Origin of the sequence: Rhodococcus sp. Leaf278, assembly GCF_001426085.1 — a bacterium.
GTDB lineage: Bacteria > Actinomycetota > Actinomycetes > Mycobacteriales > Mycobacteriaceae > Rhodococcoides.
Genome location: NZ_LMRR01000043.1, coordinates 69445 through 87031, shown reverse-complemented (window position 1 = coordinate 87031; position 17587 = coordinate 69445). Strand labels below are relative to the sequence as shown.

Annotated in this window: 18 protein-coding genes and 1 riboswitch; of the genes, 12 read left to right on the top strand and 6 right to left on the bottom strand. The window is 65.0% G+C overall.

Going from position 1 to position 17587, the window contains the following annotated elements; translation table 11 throughout:
• From ASG84_RS23550 to ASG84_RS28025, 3 genes are all read right to left on the bottom strand, one after another.
• Positions 1–1263: a cupin domain-containing protein gene (locus tag ASG84_RS23550; protein ID WP_057479406.1), complete on the bottom strand. Its 1263-nt coding sequence runs from the start codon at positions 1261–1263 to the stop codon at positions 1–3.
• Entirely contained in the window at positions 1260–1517 is a 258-nt protein-coding gene (locus ASG84_RS23545; RefSeq protein ID WP_032398144.1) for a hypothetical protein, read from the bottom strand. The genes ASG84_RS23550 and ASG84_RS23545 overlap by 4 nt, the downstream gene beginning before the upstream one ends.
• A 102-nt stretch (positions 1518–1619) precedes the next feature.
• Positions 1620–1784: a hypothetical protein gene (locus ASG84_RS28025; protein ID WP_200936662.1), complete on the bottom strand. Its 165-nt coding sequence runs from the start codon at positions 1782–1784 to the stop codon at positions 1620–1622.
• A 44-nt stretch (positions 1785–1828) separates the two neighbouring features.
• Here ASG84_RS28025 and idi point away from each other — a divergent pair, with 44 nt between their 5' ends.
• The 12 genes from idi (at position 1829) to gcvP (ending at position 12445) form a co-directional block, all read left to right on the top strand.
• A complete protein-coding gene (idi, locus tag ASG84_RS23540; RefSeq protein ID WP_057479405.1) occupies positions 1829–2446 on the top strand; it encodes an isopentenyl-diphosphate Delta-isomerase in 618 nt (205 codons plus the stop codon).
• Positions 2447–2456: 10 nt separating this feature from the next.
• Entirely contained in the window at positions 2457–3092 is a 636-nt protein-coding gene (locus ASG84_RS23535) for an NUDIX hydrolase (RefSeq protein WP_057479404.1), read from the top strand.
• Between the two features lie 59 nt (positions 3093–3151).
• The gene (locus tag ASG84_RS23530; RefSeq protein WP_057479403.1) at positions 3152–3754 is read left to right on the top strand and encodes a CDP-alcohol phosphatidyltransferase family protein; all 603 of its coding nucleotides are present in this window, start codon (positions 3152–3154) and stop codon (positions 3752–3754) included.
• A 134-nt stretch (positions 3755–3888) separates the two neighbouring features.
• Complete coding sequence (locus ASG84_RS23525; RefSeq protein ID WP_235581810.1) at positions 3889–4683, top strand: DUF881 domain-containing protein; 795 nt, start codon at positions 3889–3891, stop codon at positions 4681–4683.
• Positions 4680–5123: a small basic family protein gene (locus tag ASG84_RS23520; protein WP_235581809.1), complete on the top strand. Its 444-nt coding sequence runs from the start codon at positions 4680–4682 to the stop codon at positions 5121–5123. The genes ASG84_RS23525 and ASG84_RS23520 overlap by 4 nt, the downstream gene beginning before the upstream one ends.
• A 3-nt stretch (positions 5124–5126) precedes the next feature.
• Complete coding sequence (locus ASG84_RS23515; RefSeq protein WP_057479401.1) at positions 5127–5876, top strand: DUF881 domain-containing protein; 750 nt, start codon at positions 5127–5129, stop codon at positions 5874–5876.
• A 40-nt stretch (positions 5877–5916) separates the two neighbouring features.
• Positions 5917–6321, top strand: a complete 405-nt coding sequence (gene gcvH, locus ASG84_RS23510; RefSeq protein ID WP_057479540.1) for a glycine cleavage system protein GcvH — start codon at positions 5917–5919, stop codon at positions 6319–6321.
• Between the two features lie 212 nt (positions 6322–6533).
• The gene (gene odhI, locus ASG84_RS23505; RefSeq protein ID WP_057479400.1) at positions 6534–7031 is read left to right on the top strand and encodes an oxoglutarate dehydrogenase inhibitor Odhl; all 498 of its coding nucleotides are present in this window, start codon (positions 6534–6536) and stop codon (positions 7029–7031) included.
• Positions 7028–7765: a transcriptional regulator FtsR gene (ftsR, locus tag ASG84_RS23500; RefSeq protein WP_032377954.1), complete on the top strand. Its 738-nt coding sequence runs from the start codon at positions 7028–7030 to the stop codon at positions 7763–7765. The genes odhI and ftsR overlap by 4 nt, the downstream gene beginning before the upstream one ends.
• A 97-nt stretch (positions 7766–7862) precedes the next feature.
• On the top strand, positions 7863–8336 hold the full coding sequence (locus ASG84_RS23495) for a bifunctional nuclease family protein (protein WP_032377953.1): 474 nt from the start codon (positions 7863–7865) through the stop codon (positions 8334–8336).
• A gap of 412 nt (positions 8337–8748) precedes the next feature.
• Positions 8749–9288: a MerR family transcriptional regulator gene (locus tag ASG84_RS23490; RefSeq protein ID WP_157226114.1), complete on the top strand. Its 540-nt coding sequence runs from the start codon at positions 8749–8751 to the stop codon at positions 9286–9288.
• Between the two features lie 12 nt (positions 9289–9300).
• A riboswitch (glycine riboswitch) is annotated at positions 9301–9398 on the top strand.
• 194 nt (positions 9399–9592) lie between these two features.
• Complete coding sequence (gene gcvP, locus ASG84_RS23485; protein WP_057479398.1) at positions 9593–12445, top strand: aminomethyl-transferring glycine dehydrogenase; 2853 nt, start codon at positions 9593–9595, stop codon at positions 12443–12445.
• 60 nt (positions 12446–12505) lie between these two features.
• Here gcvP and ASG84_RS23480 read toward each other — a convergent pair whose 3' ends face one another.
• From ASG84_RS23480 to ASG84_RS23470, 3 genes are all read right to left on the bottom strand, one after another.
• On the bottom strand, positions 12506–13645 hold the full coding sequence (locus ASG84_RS23480) for a metallophosphoesterase (RefSeq protein WP_057479397.1): 1140 nt from the start codon (positions 13643–13645) through the stop codon (positions 12506–12508).
• A gap of 3 nt (positions 13646–13648) precedes the next feature.
• Positions 13649–15313: a substrate-binding and VWA domain-containing protein gene (locus ASG84_RS23475; RefSeq protein WP_057479396.1), complete on the bottom strand. Its 1665-nt coding sequence runs from the start codon at positions 15311–15313 to the stop codon at positions 13649–13651.
• A 67-nt stretch (positions 15314–15380) separates the two neighbouring features.
• Positions 15381–17555, bottom strand: a complete 2175-nt coding sequence (locus ASG84_RS23470) for a malate synthase G (RefSeq protein WP_057479539.1) — start codon at positions 17553–17555, stop codon at positions 15381–15383.
• Positions 17556–17587 lie beyond the last annotated feature (32 nt).

Sequence of the window (17587 nt, the reverse complement as noted above, 5' to 3'; positions counted from 1 at the left end):
CTACGGCGCTGCCGTCACCGCTATCCCCTCGCGAATGAGTCTGCGCGCGACCACCAGTGCGTCGCCGGGGTCGAGGCCCGGCATCGAATCGAGGCGGCACGGAGAGCCCTTCATCAGGCTCTCGATCGCGTCGGTGCACTGAGGCGGCAGCGTGACGGTTTTGTTCCGAAGCACCATCGACACTCCGTCCTTGTCGTGCGCGATCCGCGCGAACATGCCGGGCCGCAATCGAATCGAATCCTCGCCCCGCAACGCACCCATCGCGGCGACACTGGCCAGTGGGCGCACCGGTTCCGGTCGGACGAGGGCGTCGTGACGGTCTGCGAGGCGTTCGGCGAGTCGACGTACCGCAGCGGGGTCTCGGTCGATGTCGTCGAGCGCGGCACGCATGGCGTCCACAACTCGATGCACGTGCGGGACGATGGACTCCGGGTCGGAGTGGTCGAGGCCGGCGGGAAGAGGAGCACGCAGACTCTCGACGTCGCCGAGCGACTTCAGTACGTGGTGCGCGAGGTCGTAGTCGTTGTACGACGCGACGCCGATGGTCAGGTGCACTGTGGTGTCACCGAGCGCTTGCGCCGAGTGGATCCACCCGCGCGGCAGGTAGAGCACATCGCCGGGCTCGAGGACGATGTCCAGTTCGGGAGTATTCGATGCGTGGTCTTCGACGGCCGACCGCCGGTCCGACCACGGTTGATTGTTGAGCGGATGCACGTGCACCGGTGAGTGAATGCTCCACCGCTTGGTTCCCGCGATCTGTACGACGAACACATCGTGCACGTCGTAGTGCGGTGAAAAACCTTGCGACGCAGCCGGTGTGACATACGAATTGACCTGCACTGGATGGCCCAGCTCGCGAACGAGATCACCGACGAAATGAATCAACGGGGGCCACAGTCTGTGCAGGCCCTGAAGTACCAGCGTATTTCCGGCCGCAAAGGCTGCCAGCACCGCTGCGGAGTCGACCTGGTCCGTGACCTCGGCACCGAACCCGCCGGACGCGGTGAACTGCGACTTGTCCAGCAGCCGACCGTCTTTGGCCATTCGCACGAACGGAGTGCGTACTCCGCGTTCGGCGATCAGTTCGTCTACCGCGGCGAGCGTCATCAGATCGTCGAACGAGTCCGAGAGATCAGCGGATCTGCTCAGCTTGGGCGCGACGCCCCAGAACCGATCGGCGAACGTCGCGAGGTCTACACCGGTGAGACGACGGAGCGCGGACCGGTTATCCGATCCGCGCTCGTCGCTCGACTCAGTGATCAAGCGGTACCGTCCGCACCGCCGTCGTGTCCATTGGGGTTGGAGCCGCCGTCGGCGGGGCCTTCGCCGGCTCCGGCGGGACCGTCTGCTCCGCCGTCGTGACCGTCAGGGTTCGATCCGCCGTCGGCGGGGCCTTCGCCGGCTCCGGCGGGGCCGTCTGCTCCGCCGTCATGGCCACCCGGGTTCGATCCGCCGTCAGCCGGGCCTTCGCCTGCGGCTCCGCCCGTGGTGGTGATGTCGTCGTCGTTGATGCTCATCGAGATCCTTCCGGTCGTGGAGGTTCGTGTGCCCGCGTCGCGCGAGAACATCGGGGGTATTGACGCGAACTATATTTTTCAAACAGCCGTGGTGTGGAACTTTCAGGCAGAGCCGTCTGCGATCTCCGGCGCATTCTCACGTGTCGCCATCCCGCCGCCGCCTCCGCCGTCCACCGGTCCTGGGCGGCCGCCCTTCGGTGAATCGGGCGTAGTCGAATTCTCGCTGTCGGTCGGTGTCTCGTCGTCTGCGTTCGTTTCACGTCCCATGGTTCGACAGTAGACCGACGGATCGGCCGTGGGACCATGGAACTATGGATCGATCTCCGGCGCAGCACGTGGTGCTGCTCGACGACGAAGGCCGCGCTGTCGGCACACAGGACAAGACGACCGTGCACACGCTGCAGACACCGCTGCATCTGGCGTTCTCCAGCTATGTGGTCGGATCGGACGGTGCGGTACTGCTCACGCGACGAGCGTCGAGCAAGACGACCTGGCCGGGCGTACTGACCAACACGTGTTGTGGTCACCCCGCTCCCGGTGAAGAGCTCTCCGATGCGGTGCTGCGCCGGATCGGTGAAGAGTTGGGACTGCACGCAAGCTCGGCCGAACTGGTTCTCCCGCACTTCCGGTACCGGGCCGTCATGGACAACGGCATCGTGGAGAACGAGATCTGTCCCGTGTACCGCGTGCGGGTGGACGAGAGCGCGACGCTCGACCCCGACCCACTCGAGGTGGACGAGATCCGGTGGGTGTCGTGGGCGGAATTCTCTGCCGGCGTGCTCGACGGAACCGTCGACGTATCACCGTGGTGCCGTACACAAGTGGAACAACTGTCGGTTCTGGCCGACGACCCTCGCAGCTGGCCGGTTGCCGCCGACGACCTGCTTCCGCCCGCCGCCCGTCTCCCGTCGACATCGCCGGGGCTCTAGTGTTCGTGCTGTGAGTGACGATACTTCCGCCGAGTCGGCCGAGGACCTGCTCGATCGGAGTTCCGTCGCGCGCGAACTCGCACGTTTCACATGCCGCACCGCCGATGCCGAGGGCCTGCGCGCCGCTGCGGTGGCCGTCGCACTCGGCGGAGCGCCGGGGGACCGGCGGATGCTGCTGACGAAGCGGCCGAGTCGATTGCGCGCACATCCGGGCCAGTACGCGCTTCCGGGCGGCGGCGTGGATCCAGGTGAATCTTCGATGCAGGCGTGCTTACGGGAATTGCACGAGGAGCTGGGCATTCGTGCTGGGACGGTCGACGTGCTCGGCAGGCTGGACGACTACGTCACCCGATCCGGTTACGTCATCACCCCGTTCGTCGTGTGGGTAGGTGACTACTCGTCCACGTTGCGTCCCAACGAGGACGAGGTATCTCAGGTGTTCGAGGTGACGGCGGCCGAACTCGACGTCGACGCGCAGTTCGTATCGATTCCCGAATCGACCCGCCCGGTCATTCGATGGCCGTACCGAACCGGAGCCATCCATGCTCCGACCGGGGCGATCGTGCATCAATTTCGTGAAGTGGCGATGCACGGTCGACACACGAGAGTCGCGGACTTCGAGCAGCCCGTGTTCGCGTGGCGCTAACGTGGCCGCAGACTCGGCTCGAATGCACGACGAGCAGAATGGACAGGAGGTGATCGTCGGTGACCGACAACCGTGAGCTCGACGTATCCGATCGCATTGCGACCGTTCCGAACCTGCTCAGTGCCATCCGGCTCGCCGGCGTTCCGCTGTTTCTGTATCTCCTGCTCGGGCCCGCGGCTGATGGGTGGGCACTGGTCATTCTGCTGGTCAGCGGCGGAACCGATTGGCTGGACGGCAAACTCGCTCGCATGCTCGGACAGGCATCGAAGTTGGGTGCCGTACTCGATCCATTGGTCGATCGGCTCTACGTAGTCAGTACTCTCGTCGCCTTCGTCCTGCGCGGCATCATTCCGTGGTGGGTGGCGGCGATACTGATCGGGCGAGATGCTGTGCTCGGATTGACGATGTTCGTCTACCGACGTCGATCGCTTCCGCCTCCGGACGTCATCTACCTCGGCAAGGCCGCCACCTTCGTCGTCATGATCGCGTTGCCCGTGTTGCTGGTCTCCGCAGGCACCAGTTCGGTGGCCGACGCCGCAGGACCGCTCGGGTACGCCCTGCTCATCTGGGGCACCGTTCTGTACTCCTGGACGGGACTGCTGTACCTCGGCAAGGCCATTGCAGTGGCCAGGGCGGTCGACCCGGCAGCGGCCGGCACCTGACGGTGGAGCCTGCGGAACGACCGGGGGCAGGAGTGGAGCCTGCGGAACGACCGGGGGCAGGAGTGGAGCCTGCGGAACGACCGGGGGACAGGGTCAGGGTCAGGCGAAATCCTGTCCCGTCGCTGCTGACCTCGTTGCTGACCGACCACCTCGATCCGGGATACGCCGCCGCGGCGGCCGAACGCACAGCGCAGCACACCCGTAGGCCGCGAGTGCCTGCGGCCTTGTGGTTGACGACAGGTGCCGTTGTGGTCGGTCTGATATGCGGAGTCGCTCTTTCCCAGTCGGCATCCGGTGCTGCCGCGGTCGAGCGTGCAGGTGCCGATGCGTCCGCAGCCGTCCGAGCCGCTCAGGCTCGAAGCGCCGACCTGGAATCGACGAGAGACGAACTTGCCCAGCAGGTGTCGACCGAGCGTGATCGAGCCCTGCAGTCCGACGCTGCGGGCAGTGCACTGCTGGACCGATTGAGTGCCGTCGAATCCGCGGCGGGTATCGACACGGTCTCGGGTCCGGGACTGTCCATCGTCGTCACGGAGCCGACAGGCGGGAGCGGTCCGGGGGCTCGTACCGGCTCGGGCGCCGCAGTGCTGGATCGAGATATCGCCGCAATCGTCAACTCGCTGTGGGCCAGCGGTGCAGAGGCGGTATCGGTGGACGGCGTTCGAGTCGGTCCGAACGTCACCATCCGGCAGGCCGGCGGGGCCATGTTGCTGGACAACCGCCCGATCGACTCGCCGTACGACATTCAGGCGATCGGCCCCCCGCAACGTATCCAAGTCCAATTCGTCGTCAGCGACGCGTATCTCCGAATGAGCACCGTGGCGCAGCTGTACGGTGTCGGGTTCTCGGTGCGCCCGGCCGACGATCTCGAATTGGGTCCTGCCGCTGTGAGAGAGTCGTTCCAGGCACAGGAGGTAGCTCCACGATGACCGAGCACGACCCGACGAAGGCCGTACCGGCCGAGGACGACGGCGAGGCAACAGTTGCCGACACAGCCCTGGAATCGCCGATCACCACCGGTCACGGCGCATACGCCCTCGCCGCGCTCGTAGCCCTGATCGTCGGAGTGGTCATCGGCACGGTTGCCGGACCGCAGGTGCCCGCAGTCGTCGCGCCCTATCTACCGATCGCCGTCGTCGCTGCGATCGATGCGGTATTCGGTGGTCTGCGTGCGTTTCTCGACGGAATCTTCGACGCCAAGGTATTCGTCGTCTCGTTCGTGTTCAACGTCCTCGTCGCGGCCCTGATCGTGTGGCTCGGTGACCAGCTCGGGGTGGGAACGCAGCTGTCCACTGCCATCGTCGTCGTGCTGGGAATTCGCATCTTCGGCAACGCGGCGGCTCTGCGCCGCCGTCTGTTCGGTGCCTAGGAGATGACGGCACGGACCGGGCGGCACGGTTGGCGCGCGCGAGCTCTGGATGCAGATCGACGTAGGCGCGGAAGAGCGTTCGGCATTCTTGCGCTCGCCCTGTTGTGCGTACTGGGAATCGGTATCGCCACCCAGGTGCGAGAGACGAGTACCTCCGACAATGTGGAGAGTTCCCGGCCGGAGGATCTGTTGGTCGTGCTGGACACCCTGACGCGGCGCGAGGCGTCGATTCGCGACGAGATCAGCGCACTGCAAGCCACGTTGGCGACTCTGCGCCAGTCGGGCTCCGGATCGGAGGCAGCAGTGGCAGAAGCACAGGAGCGATTGTCCGCGTTGTCGATTCAAGTCGGTACGGTCGCCGCACAGGGCCCCGGCGTGACCCTGGTCATCGATGACCCGAGTTCGGGCGTCGGGTCCGAAGTGTTGCTCGACGCGATGCAGGAGTTGCGTGCCGCCGGTGCCGAGGCACTCCAGATCGAAGGCGGCGGTAGTGCCGTCCGGATCGGCGTCGATACGTGGATCGCGGGGCCTGCCGGTCGGGTGGTGGTCGACGGCCGCGAACTGCGAGCCCCGTACACGTTCACCGCAATCGGAGACCCGCCCACGCTGGAGTCGGCGCTGAACATCCCCGGGGGCGTGGTGGACACCGTCACTCGCAACGGGGCGTCCTCGAATATCGCGCAGTCGGACCAGGTCACGGTCTCCGCCTTGCGGGATCCGCGCCTGCGTCAATACGCTCAGCCCGGTAACTGACCGCCCGACCGCCCGGGCCATGATCGAAGGGAATGCCGCGTTGAGCGACATCGACACACCAGCTGATCTGTACTACACGCCCGAGCACGAGTGGGTGCAGCGCACGGGTCCGGCGGCGGTGCGAATCGGTATCACCGATTTCGCGCAGTCCCAGCTGGGGGACGTGGTGTTCGTTCAGCTTCCTGCTGTCGGCGACACCGTCACTGCGGGTGAGTCTCTCGGAGAAGTCGAATCGACCAAGAGTGTGTCCGACGTGTTCAGCCCACTGACTGCGAAAGTGATTGGCGTGAACCAGGATTTGGACGGCGAACCGGAGAAGGTGAACTCGGGACCGTACACCGGGGGCTGGCTGATCGACCTGGAGGTTTCATCGCCCGAGGAGTTGGACGCGGCACTGGCGCAGATGCTCGATGCTGCCGGATATGCTCTCATCACGGTCGAGTGATCGGCCGGCTGTCGACACCTGCCAACCGGCCACGCGGTCCACACTGCGCAGGGTACGGTCGACACCGAGCGAATACCCTGTCGGGGCGGAAGTCCAGCAAGCTGTACAGACGTAAATAGAACCAGGCGCAACGCAATACCAGATGTGAAGACCATGTACTGCGTTACCCGCGGCGTCCATTGCCCGGGTGAACGGACTGAGAAGGAGTAACGGTGAGCCAGAACGACAACGACAGCAACTACGGGGAGTCGCCGGCCGAGACCACCTCGGTCTTCCGCGCAGATTTCCTCCAGGAGCTGGACAACTCCGCGGCCGCCCAGAGCACCGAAGCTCCGGTCTCGGGTGTCGAGGGGTTGCCTGTCGGTGCCGCTCTGCTCGTCGTCAAGCGCGGCCCCAACGCCGGATCGCGCTTTCTGCTCGACCAGCCGACCACCTCGGCCGGACGGCATCCCGACAGCGACATCTTCCTGGACGACGTCACCGTCAGTCGTCGGCACGCCGAGTTCCGGCAGGACGAGGACGACTTCCAGGTCGTCGACGTCGGCAGCCTCAACGGCACCTACGTCAATCGGGAGCCGGTCGACTCCGCAGTTCTGGCCAACGGCGACGAGGTACAGATCGGCAAGTTCCGGTTGGTGTTCCTGACCGGACCGCGGGGCGGCAACGGATCTCAGGTCGGCGACACGTCTGCGGGTGCAGGAAGCCAGTGACCGCCGTCGGGCAGCAGTCCAACGGGGGGATGTCGATTGGCTCCGTCCTCGATCGACTTCGGCCCGACTTTCCGGATGTGACGATCTCGAAGATCAGATTCCTCGAAGCCGAGGGTCTGATCTCTCCGGAACGCACTCCGTCGGGGTACCGACGGTTCTCCATCGCAGACTGCGAACGGCTCCGATTCGTACTGACTGCTCAGCGTGATCAGTACCTGCCGCTGAAGGTGATCAAGGAGCAGCTCGAAGCTATCGATCACGGCGTAGCGACTGTCGAGCGGGCCGACGCGTCGGTCAAGCGACCGCGTTCTCTGACCCTCGCCGCGGGCGAGGTATCGCCCGAGGAGTTCTTGCCGGACCGCGAGGTGCGGATCAGCAAGGCCGATCTTCTGGCGCAGGCCGGTATCGACGATGCGTTCCTGACCGAGTTGTTGCGGAGCGGGTTGATCACACCCGGGCAGGCCGGTTTCTACGACGACGGTGCCGTGACGCTCGCACGCACAGCACACGCGATGTTGCAGTTCGGTCTCGAAGTGCGACACCTGCGTGCCTTCAAACTAGCGGCGGACCGCGAGGCCGGTCTGGTTGCACAGATAGCCGGACCGGTGGCCAAGGGTCGCGACGCCGGTGCGCGTGATCGCGCCGAGGAAATGATTCGAGAGCTCGCGGCGTTGTCGTTGACGCTGCACACCTGTTTGGTCAAAGCGGCCGTGCGCGGTGCACTCGACCGGTGACGCTCGCTCGCGTCCGTTCGACTTCCAATAGACTCGGCTGCGACGAGCTGAACGAACGAAGTGCAGCCCGGATTTTTCGAGGTGAGAGGCAGACACGATGAGTGAGATGCGCGTGGTCGGTATTCGTGTCGAACAGCCGCAGAATCAGCCCGTGCTGCTGCTGCGCGAGGCCGACGGTGACAGGTACCTGCCGATCTGGATCGGTCAAACCGAGGCTGCTGCAATCGCTTTGGAGCAACAAGGCGTCCAGCCCGCCCGGCCGCTCACCCACGATCTCGTCAAGAATTTGATCTCGGCACTCGGCCGGGAGCTCAAGGAAGTGCGCATCGTGGACCTTCAGGAGGGCACCTTCTACGCCGATCTCGTGTTCGACAAAGACGTCCGGGTTTCTGCTCGGCCGTCGGACTCCGTCGCCATCGCACTGCGAGCCGGGGTGCCGATCTTCGCCGAGGAACCGGTGCTGGCCGAGGCCGGCTTGATCATGCCCGACGAGCGTGAGGACGAGGTCGAGAAGTTCAAGGAGTTCCTCGAATCGGTGTCGCCGGACGACTTCAAGGCCACCGACGGGTAACAGAAGAGTCTCAACCTCAACTTTAGGTTCAGGTTTACGGCGCGTTGCGTTGAATCTGCGCGATTGCCCCCATAACGTTCGTGCCAGTGAAGTTCATCGCCGCCGCTGGTCGGATTCGGTGCAGTTTCGCGCCTCTCGCAGGCCTGGTGAGGCGTACTCTGGCCTGGTACACGGTATGACTTCACGCGAGTACACCGAGGCGCTCAGGTGCCCCGGACGGATCGCAGTACTGACTCGATCCGAACGCAGTGAGACATCCGAGAGGGAGCAGTCAGTGGGAGATCAGCCGCAGCAGCATCACGGCAGTCGAGAGTCCGACGCCGCAGGCCGGACCGAGGACGCGTCCGCTTCCGATGCTCGGGTCGACACCCCCGACCAGGCGTCGAACGTCCGGGTCGACACACCTCAGGACATTCAGCCGGGATTGTTTCCCGACGATTCGGTGCCGGACGAACTCGTGGGTTACCGAGTGCCCAGTGCCTGCCAGATTGCCGGCATCACCTACCGCCAGCTCGATTACTGGGCGCGTACCGGACTGGTCGTCCCGTCCATCCGCGGCGCAGCGGGCTCGGGCAGTCAGCGGCTGTACTCCTTCAAGGACATGTTGGTTCTGAAGATCGTCAAGCGCCTGCTCGATACCGGTATCTCGTTGCAGAACATCCGTGTCGCCGTCGATCACCTACGCCAGCGCGGGGTGGGCGATCTCGCCAATATCACCCTGTTCTCGGATGGAACGACCGTGTACGAGTGCACGTCCGCCGAAGAGGTGGTCGACCTGCTGCAGGGCGGTCAGGGCGTGTTCGGTATTGCCGTGAACGGCGCGATGCGTGAGCTCACAGGCACCATCGCGGACTTTCCGGCCGAACGAGCCGATGGTGGTGAAAGCCAGCCGAGTCCCGAAGACGAGCTGGCCTCGCGTCGCAAGAATCGCGCGAGTCGCAAGACCGGCTAGACTGAGTCTCGTCGCGCCCGTGCGGGAGAGTTCCGAGGCATCCAGTCTCGGACGCCGAAGGAGCAATACCTCCCCGTCAATCTCTCAGGCACACGGACCGTGTGGGCTTCGACAACTCTGGAAAGTGGTGGGAGTACCCACCCGCCCAAGGGGAAAGGTGCCGGTGCCGTCGACATGACGCGCCGTGTTCGACCGAATCTCTCAGGCGCACGCGTCAGCGAGCACACGACAGAGGGGGAGGAGCGGCCGGCGCGTATGCCTCGGTCGTCCGACGCCTCGTCTTTCCGGCACCTGGGAGAACATCGTGACCGACCGAACTGTCTCGTCCGCGCATACTTTCGTCGATCGGCACATCGGGCCCGACTCCGCCGAACTGGTTCGTATCCTCCACACCATCGGTGTCGACAACCTCGATGAGCTGGCCCGTAAAGCAGTGCCGTCCTCGATCCTCGACACCGTGGTCGACGGCGTGCCCGACGGATTGGCGACCCTCCCGCCGGCGCTGAGTGAGCACGAGGTGTTGGCTGCGTTGGCGGACCTCGCCGGGCAGAACACCGTCGCGACGTCGATGATCGGTCTCGGCTACTACGACACACTCACTCCGCCGGTGCTGACCCGAGGGATCTTGGAGAACCCGGCCTGGTACACCGCGTACACGCCGTACCAACCCGAAATCAGCCAGGGCCGGCTCGAGGCGTTGCTGAACTTCCAGACCATGGTCTCCGATCTCACGGGCATGGATGTGGCCAATGCGTCGATGCTCGACGAGTCCACTGCGGCAGCCGAATCCATGACACTGATGCGACGCGCGAACAGAGCGTCGAAGTCGCCTCGGCTGCTCGTCGATTCCGACATCTTCCCGCAGACGGCTGCTGTTCTCGCCACTCGCGCCGAGCCGCTGGGCATCGAGCTGGTGTACGCCGATCTCGCCGACGGCCTGCCGGACGGAGAGTTCTTCGGGGTGTTGACGCAGCTGCCCGGTGCGTCCGGCCGACTGGTCGACCACACGGCCACCATCGAGGCGGCGCACGAGCGGGGTGCGTTGGTTGCCGTCGGCGTCGACTTGCTGGCGGCCACCGTGGTGACTCCGCCCGGTGAGATCGGCGCAGACGTCTGCTTCGGCACCACCCAGAGGTTCGGGGTTCCGATGGGATACGGCGGTCCGCACGCCGGGTACCTGGCGGTGCGTTCCGGTCATTCTCGTCAGCTCCCCGGGCGACTCGTCGGTGTGTCGCTCGACGCGGACGGCCACCGGGCCTACCGATTGGCGCTGCAGACCCGTGAGCAACACATCCGCCGCGAGAAGGCGACGTCGAACATCTGTACCGCTCAGGTTCTGCTGGCCATCGTCGCCGCAATGTACGCCAGTTACCACGGCGCAGACGGATTGCGCGCCATAGCAACTCGGGTCAACGGGCACGCTCGAGCCCTGGCTGCCGGCCTGCAGCAGGCTGGCATTCAGGTGGTGCACACCGACTTTTTCGATACCGTCCTCGCGGCGATTCCAGGTCGAGCGCAGGCCGTCACCGACGATGCCAAGCAGCGCGGGATCAATGTGCGACTGGTCGATGCCGATCACGTTGCCGTCGCGTGCGACGAAGCGACATCGCCCGACACGATCGTGGGCGTGCTCGCTGCGTTCGGTGCCGAGCCCGCCGGCACGGCGGCTGAATCGGTGCCGGCGAGCATGGCTCGCACGTCGGACTACCTCACGCATCCCGCCTTCACTCGGTACCGCACCGAGACGGCAATGCTTCGATACCTGCGCGCATTGTCCGACAAGGACATTGCCCTCGACCGAAGCATGATCCCGCTGGGCTCGTGCACGATGAAGCTGAACGCCACCGCGGAGATGGAATCGATCACCTGGCCGCAGTTCGCCCGCCAGCACCCCTTCGCTCCGTCTTCGGACGTGCCCGGACTGTTGCGCGTGATCGACGACCTCGAACGGTGGCTCGTCGACATCACCGGCTACGACGCCGTGAGTCTGCAGCCGAATGCGGGAAGTCAGGGCGAGTACGCGGGGCTGCTCGCCATTCGTCGGTACCACCTCGCCAACGGCGACGCCGAGCGTGTCGTGTGTCTGATCCCGTCGAGCGCCCACGGCACCAACGCGGCGTCGGCCGTGATGGTGGGCATGCGCGTAGTGGTCGTTGCCTGCCGCCCCAACGGCGATGTCGATGTCGACGACCTGCGCGCCAAGATCACCGAGCACGCCGACACGCTCGCCGCAATCATGATCACCTACCCGTCCACGCACGGCGTCTACGAGCACGAGATCTCCGAGATCTGTGCGGCGGTGCACGACGCCGGCGGTCAGGTGTACGTCGACGGTGCCAATCTCAACGCACTTGTCGGACTCGCGCGTCCCGGCCGATTCGGTGGCGACGTCAGCCATCTGAACCTGCACAAGACGTTCTGCATCCCGCACGGTGGCGGCGGTCCGGGAGTCGGACCCATCGGTGTTCGATCGCACCTGCAGCCCCACTTGCCGGGCCACCCGTTGGCCCCGCAGCTCGGTTCGGGACCGACGGTGTCCGGAGCCCCGTACGGCAGCGCGTCGATCCTGACGATCACATGGGCGTACATCGCCATGATGGGCGCGACTGGACTCCGGCAGGCAACGCTGACGGCGATCGCCTCGGCCAACTACATCGCTCGCCGCCTCGACGAGTACTTCCCGGTTCTGTACACCGGTGACAACGGGATGGTTGCCCACGAGTGCATTCTCGATCTTCGAGGTCTGACGAAGGACACAGGCGTCACCGTCGACGATGTTGCGAAGAGACTGGCCGACTACGGATTCCACGCACCGACGATGAGCTTCCCGGTTCCGGGAACCCTGATGGTGGAACCCACCGAGAGCGAAAACCTCCTGGAGATCGACGCGTTCTGCGATGCGATGATCGCGATCCGAGGCGAGATCGATCGCGTCGGATCCGGGGAATGGACCGTGGACGACAACCCGCTTCGAGGAGCGCCCCACACTGCGCAGTGTCTGGTCGCAGACTGGGACCACCCGTATTCACGGGAGTTGGCGGTCTACCCGGCGGGGTACGACCGTCCGAAGGTGTGGCCGGCGGTGCGACGCATCGACGGCGCGCACGGCGACCGCAATCTGGTGTGCTCGTGCCCGCCGATCGAGGCGTTCGCCTGAGCCGAATGCAGAGCCCGCCGCATCGACGTGGCGGGCTCTGTCGAATTCGCGTCGGAGGCCTCAGCCCCGCGTGAGCTCCAGCATCGCGATCTCGGGCGGGGCGGCCACCCGCACCGGTGGACCCCACGCGCCCGCACCGCGGGTGGTATACAGCGTGGTGTTTCCGATCGTGTCCAGCCCTTCGACACTGGGCTGCTGTAGCGGCACCAGATAGCGGATCGGCCATATCTGGCCACCGTGCGTGTGCCCGGACACCTGCATGTCGACTCCGAAGTCCGATGCCTCCACCGCTTGCTTCGGCTGATGTGCCATCAGTAGAACGAATCGATCGGGATCGATCCCGTCCAATGCCGCGGCGAGGTCGGGTTCGTACGGAGCCGGTGCCGTGGCGTCGTTGATCCCGGCGATATCGAGTGCCGCGTCGCCCCGAGTGATGGTCGTGCGTTCGTTTCGCAGCACGTCGATACCGAGCGTGTACCAGAAGTCGAGCCATTCGCCGCCGTCTCCCGCGTAGAATTCGTGATTGCCACTGACGGCGAACACGCCCAACGGCGCGTCGAGGTCGCGTAGCGGCTCGAGATCCTCTCCTACCAGAGCAACTGTTCCGTCGATGAGATCGCCGTCGAGCAGCACGACATCAGGATTCTGGGCATTGACCGAATCGACGACCTTGCGCACGAAATCCGCGCCGCGGGAGGGACCGGCATGAAGGTCCGACACCAATGCCACTCGGACGCCCTCGAATTCGATCGGTAGCCGGTCGAGTGCGACGTCGGTGTTCGTCACTCGGGGAGTTGCCGCCTCGACGAGTCCGTACCCCACTGTGACCACGCTGACGAGTGCCACCGCCGCCGAGCCGATCCTCGATACACGCAGTCGAGCAGCGGACGAATCACGATGCCTCGCGGCGAACACCACTCTCATGATCGTGCAGACCACGGCCACCAGCACCGTTCCCAGGAACAGGTACAGCACGACGGCGAGCCAACTGAGGCCGACGAACGCGGGGCCCCGTGCCCAGGACGGATCGAATGCGACGCCGCTGCCGAAGCCGACCACCGCACAGAGCCACAAGAGCAGCAGCACGGCATCGACAGCCAGTTTGGGACGTGTCGGCATCCTGGTGACGGAGAGAAATCGCCAGTGCAGAAACAGAGTGACGAGTAGTAAGAAGACGCCGACAAAAATTACGCGAGACATGTTCTAGTACAGCAACTTTCCGAGTCGATCGATAAGGTCTGGTGAATCCGATGCCGGTACCGCTTCCACGGTGCCGCCGGTCCGGGCTGCGATGTCGTCGAACGCGGAGGCATCGGGGTTGTCTCCGATGCGCACGATGTTCACCGCCACCGGACGCGCCGGGTCGGCCGCCGTGGTCAGGTCGGTGAGCAACTCTTCCAGGGACAAGGTCGAGTCGTCTTCACCGTCGGTGATCAGTACGACGGAGTTGACGCGGCCAGGAACGTACCCGGCCACGGCATCGAGATATGCGACCAGTACGGACGCATACGTGAACGACCCGGTAGACGGAGTCGATGCCGCCGCGGCGGCCTCGAGTGCAGCGCGTCTGGGAGTCGTCCCGACCGTAATCGTCATCGGTCCGGTCGGAACATCCACTCGGAAGGGCAGCGAGTTGTTCAAATTCTCGCTGAAGCTCCACAATCCCAGCTCGGTGGAGTCGGGAACGCGCTCGAACTGCTCACCCAGAGCGCGAACGGTGTTCTGCAGTCTCGTCGCCCCGCCTTCGGTGGTGCCCATCGACTCGGACACGTCGAGCAGAACGGTGGCGCGTCGCGGCAGGACCGGATTGCGCAACACGGCGAGCAATGCGTCGGCGACCGGTCCCGATGGTGGGGCGACGACCCCTGCGTCCTCTGCCTCGTCGACGTCGAACCCGGCGTCTCGAAGTGTCTGCGCGCCTTCCGCCTGCCGCATGAACTCGACGAACGTCGCAGCCGCTCGAGTGGACGTCTCGTCACCGGTGAGGACGACGGCCGGATGATCGGCGACGGGCGTCGGACCTTGCGGTCGTACCGCGGTCAGTGTGGACGAATCGGTCGACGCCAGTTGCTGTTCCGTCACCGGAACCGCATGAACAGGGGCCTGAGGGCCTGCTTCGTTCTCAAGGCTCGCCAGGGCGTCGTACGTCGTGGACGTGGACAGCGCGGCGGCGTTCGTATCGGTGAACGCCAGCTCCGACATCGCCGACACCAGCTCTCTCGACGAGGCCTGCTCGACGGTCAGCGGCGTGGTCGGGTCGCCCAGGACACCGGCTGCGATCGCAGCTACCGCGAGAGTGGTGGCACCGGTGTCGGAACCCGTCGGGACAGCGAGACGGAGCCCGCCCCATTCACCCAATCCGAGAGCTTGTGGGTCACGTTGCAGCCGGACCAGGTCGGCCCAGCTCGAGCCCGCAGCAGTGACGGCGTCGGCTATGGCGGTCGGGGCCGCGAGTACCACCGGGCTCGACGCCAGCGACCGTGGAGTGCCGTCGATGGATCCGCGCGCGGTCACGGCCTCGACGTCGGCCGTGGACTGAGGTATCCACAGGCCCGGTCGGTCGCCGAGTGCACCGGCATCCCAGGAGTCGATACCGACATTCAGAGCCGACCGCACCACGTCCGAAGCCGTGGCTCGAACCTGCACTGTCACACAGTGATCCCGTACCACCGGAGCGGTGGCGTCGAACCGCTCGGCCAACTGTTCGACGGGCCCGGATATGTCGGGATCGGCGGCCACAGTGAGCACCGCCGATCCCTCCACACACTGGCTCGCAGCTTCGACACCTTGATCGGAAATCCGATCTCGCAGCTGAAACCATCCGAACACGGCCGCGACGACCACCGCGATCGTGATCACGACGATCACGGGTCCCGCGGCTATGGACCGACCGCGCCCTGCGTTCCGATGTTCACCCACGAGGTCGACAAGTCCGTCAGGCGTTGACGGCCTTGTACTCCCGTCGGCGGCGGTGCAGGATCGGCTCGGTGTAGCCGTTGGGCTGGCTGGTGCCCTGGAAGATCAGGTCACTGGCAGCCTGGAAGGCGATGTTGGTGTCGAAGTCGGGAGCCAACGGCTGGTACGTCGGATCCGATTCGTTCTGACGGTCCACCACCGGGGCCATCCGCTTCAACGACTCGCGCACCTGGTCTTCGGTGACGACGCCGTGGCGCAGCCAGTTCGCGATGAACTGGCTCGAAATACGAAGCGTCGCACGGTCTTCCATGAGTGCGATGTCGTTGATGTCGGGAACCTTGGAGCACCCGACGCCGTGGTCGATCCACCGCACGACGTAGCCCAGAATCGACTGCGAGTTGTTGTCGAGTTCGTTCTGCTTCTCTTCGTCGGTCCAGTCCGTGGACGGAGCCAGAGGAATTTCGAGAATGTCGTCGACCGTGGCGCGCTTGGCCTGAGCGATCTCGTGCTGGCGGGCGAACACATCGACCTTGTGATAGTGCAAGGCGTGCAGCGTCGCGGCCGTGGGTGAGGGAACCCACGCGGTGTTGGCCCCGGCTTTGGGGTGACCGATCTTCTGCTCGAGCATGTCGTGCATCAGATCCGGCATGGCCCACATGCCCTTACCGATCTGCGCCTTGCCTTCGAGGCCCGCGGCCAGCCCGGTGTCGACATTGAAGTCCTCGTACGCGGCGATCCACTTCTCGCCCTTCATCGCACCCTTGCGGACGACAGGCCCTGCCTCCATCGAGGTGTGGATCTCGTCGCCGGTGCGGTCGAGGAATCCGGTGTTGATGAACACGACGCGCTCGGACGCTGCCTGGATGCATGCCTTCAGGTTGACCGTCGTGCGGCGTTCCTCGTCCATGATTCCGACCTTGAGCGTGTTGGTCGGGAGCCCCAGCACCTGCTCGACGCGGCCGAACAGTTCGGCGGTGAAGGCGACCTCGTCCGGTCCGTGCATCTTCGGCTTGACGATATAGAGCGAACCGGTCCGCGAGTTGGACAGGACGTTGTCCGCGGTCAACGAATGCAGACCTGCGAGCGAGGTGAAGAGGGCATCGAGAATGCCCTCGGGGACCTCGTTACCGTCGGCGTCGAGGATCGCGTCGGACGTCATCAGATGACCGACGTTGCGGACGAACAACAGCGAGCGACCGTGCAGCGTCAGTTCGGAACCGTCGACCGAGGTGTAGGTACGGTCCTTGTTCAGCGCGCGAGTGAATGTCTTGCCGCCCTTGGAGACCTCTTCGGTGAGATCGCCCTTCATCAGACCGAGCCAGTTGCGGTAACCGAGAACCTTGTCGTCCGCATCGACTGCCGCGACCGAATCCTCGAAGTCCATGATGGTGGTGACAGCCGACTCGAGCAGGACGTCCTTGACGCCTGCGCCGTCGGTCTTGCCGATCGGGCTCTCGGCATCGATCTGGATCTCGAAATGCAAACCGTTGTGCACGAACAGGATTGCCGTCGGCGCGTCCGGTGCGCCCTGGTACCCCAGCAGCTGTGCTGGCTCCTTCAGGCCCACCGTGCTGCCGTCGGCCAGTGTGACCGTCAACGATGCGGCGTCGACTACATAGCCGGTGGTGCCGACGTGCGAGCCGGAGCTCAAGGGCAGCGCCTCGTCCAGGAAGTCACGAGCAAACGCGATCACCTTGTCGCCGCGGACCTTGTTGTAGCTCGATCCCTTCTCGGCGCCGTCGGCCTCGGGGATGGCATCGGTTCCGTAGAGGGCGTCGTACAGCGAGCCCCACCGTGCGTTGGACGCGTTGATCGCGAACCGGGCATTGAGCACCGGCACCACGAGCTGCGGACCGGCTGTGGTCGTGATCTCGGTGTCCACACCTGCCGTGGTGATCTGGAAGTCGGCCGGCTCGTCCAGCAGGTAGCCGATCTCTTTCAGGAAGGCCTTGTATGCGGCACGGTCGTAGTTCGGACCCGCGTGCTCGCCGTGCCAGGCGTCGACCTTGCCCTGGATCTCGTCGCGGACGGCCAGCAGAGACTTGTTCTTGGGAGCGAGATCGGCGATCAACGACGCGGCACCGGCCCAGAAGGCGTCGGAATCTACGTCGGTACCTGGCAGCGCCTCCTTCTCGACGAAATCGAATAGGACTTTGGCGACCTGAAGTCCACCAGCCTGCACACGATCGGTCATGAATTCCTCACTCTTTCCGGTCTCGGACACCG